This is a genomic window from Subtercola boreus (assembly GCF_003399635.1).
GTDB classification, from domain to species: domain Bacteria; phylum Actinomycetota; class Actinomycetes; order Actinomycetales; family Microbacteriaceae; genus Subtercola; species Subtercola boreus_B.
Window position 1 is genome coordinate 1 of the sequence record NZ_NBXB01000076.1, and the last position, 6,058, is coordinate 6,058.

A 6,058-nucleotide genomic window follows, 5' to 3' on the forward strand; every position below is an offset into this window, starting at 1 on the left:
CGCCACGGCCTGACACCCGCGGGACAGCACCAGTGGTACCGAAACCACGCCACCACTGGTGCTGACCCGCACAATCGATGGTGCCCAACCACACGATCAAATGGGGCTCAAAGCCTCAAATACTCAATATGATCCGCGGCGAACTTACAACGCCCGAATGGGTCATAGCGGACTTCTCTCCGTGGTCGGCGATGGATGCTGCGAGCCTGACTTCCGAATTTCTTAACACCTTGGCCTCCGCATTTGGCGACGACGATGGGGGTAAAGGCGTCCGAGACGCCATCCTTTCCTACTCAAGGGTCGCCCTTCCGTTCCTCGGTCTATTGGGCCCGATCGGATCTGCCGCTCAGTCAGCGGCGAACGTCGGTATTGAATTTCTCAAAGAACGGCCTCTACCGTGGAACGTGGCGTTCCAGGATCTCGCTGACAAGATCGCGGAACGCAACCAGAGAGTCTTGATCGTTGCCGACGACATTGACAGGCTCGACCCCGCGGAGCTCATGGCGTTGCTTCGCGTCATCAGGCTCCTGGGCAGGTTCGACAACGTTCACTATCTGCTCGCTTACGACCAGGACACCATCGAGTCGATCCTCGCCCACCAGGGCTTCACGGGGCGCACGACGTCCTTCATGGAGAAGATTGTTCAGTACCCGTTCGAGGTGCCGCCAATGGCATCGGTCGACAAAAGGCGGCTGCTGAACACCACGGTCAGAGCACTGCTTGAGCGCGCGGACAAATCTTCTATCCGTATGTCGGCCGAACAGGTCGAAACCCGTGAACAGCGCGCCCTCGACCTGATGTCGATCCTGCTTGACGGGCTGAGTACTCCGCGATCATTCGCCCGCTTCCAAGAGCAGGTGAACAGCTACGCAGGCTTGGTCAGCTTCGACGAAATCGATGTACTCGACTTCATAGCCGTGACCTACCTCCGCGTGTTTCACCATCCGCTGTGGGCGACCCTCCCTCAATGGCGTGACGAGCTCACCAGAGGGAAGAAGTTCGAGGACGAAACTGACGCGACCGGAAAGCGCTGGGAAGCGCGCATCAAGGAGTTCGCCGACGAACGGAACGCTCAAACTGCGATCATTATGATCGGATTCCTCGTCCAAGATGTGCCGACGAACTTACGAAGCAGTTTCGTCGCGCACGTCAACGGTTTCTCGGACCCGAAGTACTTTGAGCGCTATTTCATTGCGCAACTTGCAGACGACGACGTCAGCGACGTTCTCGTCGCGCAGGCGGTAGACGAGTTGATAGCTGGCGAAGCCATGCGGCCCCGTGCCGGGGAGCTGGCAGCGGTCATCGACGATGTCGGCAATCCCGATCGCGCCATGCTCGCCATTGAGAAAGTAATCGGTCGGAGAGGCTCAGAGAGTCGTTCCAGTGCGGCCGCGATTGAATACGTTCAGGAGCGCCTGAATGCCCAACCGCTTGGTGGTGCGTCCTTCGACCGCCCAAGGGGCCTGCTTTCCCGCTGGGCAGCACGGGAGATGCTGAGCGGCCTTGAAGACGACCTTCTCGACGCACGGAGCGCGATCGACAGTTTTGGCGAAGATGGCGCCTTCGGTTATCTCTATCAATTGAACGGCAGCGCGCAGACTCGTCAGGCGGTCAAGAAGCAGGCTCCAAAATTTGTCGATTACGTCGTGGATGCGATAACCGACCACCTCGAAGAGGTCCTGCTGGACCGCCGGAGACTCCGAACTTTCTTCGATCTGGCCGTGTTCGCAGATGCACGCGACCGGGTGGCCGGGCTTCTGGATGTACAGGTGGAGGGCAACCTTGAACTGTTTGCCGACTGCGTCGCCTCCTTCGGTACGGTAAACGAGTGGGTCGGCAGCGGATACCACTACGAAATCACGTTCAGCCAAGATCTCTACGTCATTGCGTTCGGCGATCGAATCCGTGCGGAGCTCGCACCGCGACTAACGCCATCACGCAGCCGGGACGAGATCGAGCATGATGAGCTGGCGGAGTACCCGCCCGACGAGGACATCCGTGACTTCGCACTCGACTACGCGAAGCGGCTCGCCGCCGAAGCCGCTGTTGAGACACAACGGGCGCAGGATCAGGCGGACTAAGGCGGCCCAATCGGTTCGTCGACGGCCACCGATCCGTATGGGTGAGGGGCGAGCCGGGTCTTCAATGCGGTCTCGAAACCCATGGGTTGAGAGACGTCTCGCAGAGCGGGGGATTTCTTAGGTTAGCCAAGATGCCGCCTCACGTCACCACAACGCCAGTGGGGTGATCATTGGATTCTCCCTTACCGCGTATCACACGAACTCCGGCAGCCTTTGCCCAAGCCCGGAACGACTTACCCGCCATTTTTACTGTCGAATCTACCCAAGCGGCCCCATATTCGTCTCGAAGAATTCGGCCAATCTCGAACTGGTCGGTCGCCGGCTCCGCGTTGAGTAGATTGAGCGCGGCCTTCCCACCACGTACCGTTGAGAGCAGGGCTAATAGTTGCGGCTGGACAATATCTCCGTCGTGTACTAGCCCGTCGACTACTGACACCACGTCGGCCTCGACTTTTACAGCGCCAAGAATGAGAAGTTGCTGGAGAGCGCGCCGCTCCGCTGGGCGCACATATGTGGCTAGGTGTTGTGATCCACTGGCGAGGTCACGAAGGATCGCCAGGCTTTGGCCGGGCGTGACTGTCGGGAAGGCCGAGCTTGTGCGCGGTCCCGACGAGGTGGAAGTAAGAGTTCCCTTCCCAGGTGCTCCATCGGCAGCCATCCGGGCGGCAGCACCGTCCAAAGTTAACAGGCCTGCGTACTCAAACCAGGCGATGAATATGCGCGCGTACGTTAGCCACGTGCTTCCAGCAACCTCGACAGCGGGAAACACTGATTCCAATTGGTGCGCGAACTGGCTGGTGGTCACTGCGCTTTGCCCGCGCTCCGCCAGTTCCGTAAATACGCTGAACGCGCGATGGCGACGCAGCGCCCCGGAAACACGCCGCCGCACCTCAGCTTCGATGTCGTCCGCGTCCATGATTTCGGGCGCGAGTTGTATCTGATTGGATTTGTACAGCGCTAGTCCCAGCTGACGGAGTTCGCGCGCGACGTTCCACACAACGTTCTCGCTGGTTTCCCAGCTGTGGGTGACGTCAGTGACGGATACATCACCGCCGCGCGAAAGTACGTACGTGAGGAGACGAGCTACCGACCCGGGTGTTTGTCGCAGAATGTAAGAGTCTTCGATGGGCGCCCTGCCTGTATTCAGGTAATCGCGGAACGTATCCCAGTAGGTATCCAACTTCTCGCCAACCTGGACGATTAGGCGTTGGTCAAGGAGCGATTGCACAACACCAACGTTGAATCGCTCTGTGACTTCACTTGCTTGGACGGGCGCATACCGCGCGACAAAATTGAGTGTCTCTCGCTCAGACGGGCTCAGATGAGCTAGATCGCTCTCGAACAGGTTGGCAACGTTGAGTGCCTCGGCTACCAGCTGCTCTTGTGACTTTCCGGCCTTGAACTCTTGAATTAGGTGTCCAGACAACTTTTTTAGCAGCCAAGGCAGTCCCTGGCTGTACTCCCGCAATCGTTGACGTATTTCGCGCGATAGCTTCGACCCCACCTCTTTTTGCAGGCGACTGAGGATAGTGTCGACGTCGCTTGGTCCGAAAGGCTCAAGCGCGACAAGAGAGGCGCTGCTCCGTATCTCGTCCCGAAGCTGATACGGGTGATTTTCGGTCCAGCCCACAAAATCGGTTTTCCAAGCGAACCCGATAACCAGCCGACTCCCAGAGTCCAACGTAAGTAGGGCGAGATCTCTGAAGGTCCTAGTGAGATCCTCATCCTTAAAAACGTTCTCAAACTGGTCAAAAAAAACCAGGAGCTGTCCTGGCCCAGTTTTCCACGTCGCGTCCTCCAAGGACTTGACTGCCCCCTGAAGCGATGCCCAGGTGGTAGAGGCCGTCAAGGTGAGTAAGCCGGCGGACTGCGCTGATTCTGCGGCGCGGCGCAGCACACTGGGGGCATATGCAGCGGTGTTAGCCGTTCTCGCGTCGATAACGAGCGCATGGCCGCCTGTCTTACGCACCTGCGCTGCAAATGTCAGTGCTAGCGAACTCTTGCCCCAACCCGACTGAGCATTGAGAACAAAGAGACGTGACCCAGCGGCGAGTTGCGTCGACAGTGTCCTTAGTGCCGTCCTCCTGCCGATAAAGAACTTCGGAGACGCAGGAAGTTGATATTCGAAGTCGGACTGGCTTCCGTTGACCTCAACAATTGTCTGTTCAGGGATGGGCGCGCGCGGTACGGCGGGCTTGTTGCCCTCCGCCACGTCGTGCACGTTCAAACCCTGGGCATACGGGTTCTCGGAAAGGAGTCGGAGCGCCTCAGGGTGCACCCCTCCCGATTTCGCGCGCATCAGAACGCGCGCAGCGGTCTTCGTCGCGCTGTCAATCTCGAGGCAAGCCGCGTAGATGCCAGAACTGTGCACGATCAACGCTTCGTCAGTCAGCTGCCTGGCAGTTGCCTCCGGCAGTACCAGCTCACCGCGCGAGGTGAGTATGCCCCATAGGTCGATTGCAGTGATTAGTTGGAATGATTTGTCCAACGATGAGATTTTCTTTGCGAGCTCGTGCCCATCTCCCGTGAGTCTGGGAATTGCGACAAATAATCCGCGCGTGTGACCCTCGTCCAATCGCGTGGCACTGAGCTTCCCGTAGAACGCGGCGAGTTGGTCAGACTTCACGGGAGAGGTGTAAGCCTTACATTCGGCTAGTGCTGTGACCTTATCCAGCTGATGGCGCACGGATAGATCGAGCTCCACCCCTGCGGAGGTTACGTTGAGCGATAGCGTCGTGGGCTTTTCGTAGCCAAGTGAATGCAGCAAGTTCGCCACGAATTGTTCAAACAAGTGTCCGCGCGCGTAGCTAATTGCTCCCTGACTGTCGCCATCCGCTAGAACAAGCACGAGCGGATCTCGGACGACTGTGCTTTCCATGGAACTCCTCGACGATTGTCCGCGCAGCGAGCTTTATGGACTACGCCTTAAAACGATATCGATATGTGGGGCGCCGAAGGTCTGGGCCTAGATGTGACTATAAGCCGGTCAAAGCGGCTCATGGGAAGTCTTGCATCCCTTGAGTTGCAAGACGTCTCATCGGAGCCGAAATCGTACCTCTTATATAGCCACACTTTTTGCGTCGATCCGGGGTTGTCCTGGCGCGGCCAAATCTCGCAGCTATGTGTCTCAACCTCCGTCTAGAATCGGTGCAGCGAAGTACGGTTGCGGGACAGGTGAGGGAGTGGTTTGTGGGCAGGCTAATCGGGTATGCGCGGGTGTCGACGAAGAACCAGGACACTGACCGGCAAGAACAAGACCTCCTCGCATCCGGGGTGCGTCGCGATGACCTTTACGTCGATCACGGGGTGAGTGGTGCAAGAGCGAGCCGGCCCCAGTTCGACCGGGCAGTTGAGGCGCTTCATGACGGTGACACCTTGGTCGTGACGACGCTTGACCGTCTGGGTAGGTCGACGCAGAACATGCTCGCTCTGCCGGAGATGCTCCGGGGGAAAGGTGCGGGCCTTCGGGTGTTGAACCTCGGGGGTGGGAACGTGGACACGGGGACGCCGATGGGTTCAATGGTGTTTACGGTGATGGCAGCTCTGGCTCAGATGGAGCTCGACATCAAGAGGGAACGTATCACCGACAGCGTCACTAAACGTAGGGCGGCCGGTAAGGACCTGGGTGGTCGTCGGCAAGAGTTCACGGACAGCCAGATCCTGAACGCCCGCCGTCTGATCGACGCAGGGGAGCCGGCAGCGCAAGTTGCTAGAGATCTCCGGATGTCGAGAGCGACGCTGTACCGGCGGATCAAGCGGCTCGGCCCTACCTGATGATGGTGAGACGCCTTAGAAAGTAGGAGTCAACTAAACCGACAGCAGTCCCTACGTCAATCGTCTGCAGTCCTGACTGTTGACGCCGACCGAAAATGGTACCAATGTTGCCGATTGAAAACGGTGCCACGTGGTGTGTTTAGTTTGTCGTAGTGGTGAGGGTTTTGTGTCCTCGGAGCCGGTAGCTGGTGCCTTTGAGGCTG

3 protein-coding genes are annotated in these 6,058 nt (G+C 58.4%); 2 read left to right on the plus strand and 1 reads right to left on the minus strand.

Features of this window, described 5'->3' with window-relative positions:
* Positions 1–77 precede the first annotated feature (77 nt).
* On the plus strand, positions 78–2,081 hold the full coding sequence (locus tag B7R22_RS18415) for a P-loop NTPase fold protein (RefSeq protein ID WP_116413136.1): 2,004 nt from the start codon (positions 78–80) through the stop codon (positions 2,079–2,081).
* Between the two features lie 139 nt (positions 2,082–2,220).
* Here the strand turns inward: B7R22_RS18415 and B7R22_RS18420 are convergent, their stop codons facing one another.
* Positions 2,221–4,959, minus strand: a complete 2,739-nt coding sequence (locus B7R22_RS18420) for an nSTAND1 domain-containing NTPase (protein ID WP_116413137.1) — start codon at positions 4,957–4,959, stop codon at positions 2,221–2,223.
* Between the two features lie 311 nt (positions 4,960–5,270).
* Here B7R22_RS18420 and B7R22_RS18425 point away from each other — a divergent pair, with 311 nt between their 5' ends.
* A complete protein-coding gene (locus tag B7R22_RS18425) occupies positions 5,271–5,855 on the plus strand; it encodes a recombinase family protein (protein ID WP_116413138.1) in 585 nt (194 codons plus the stop codon).
* Positions 5,856–6,058 lie beyond the last annotated feature (203 nt).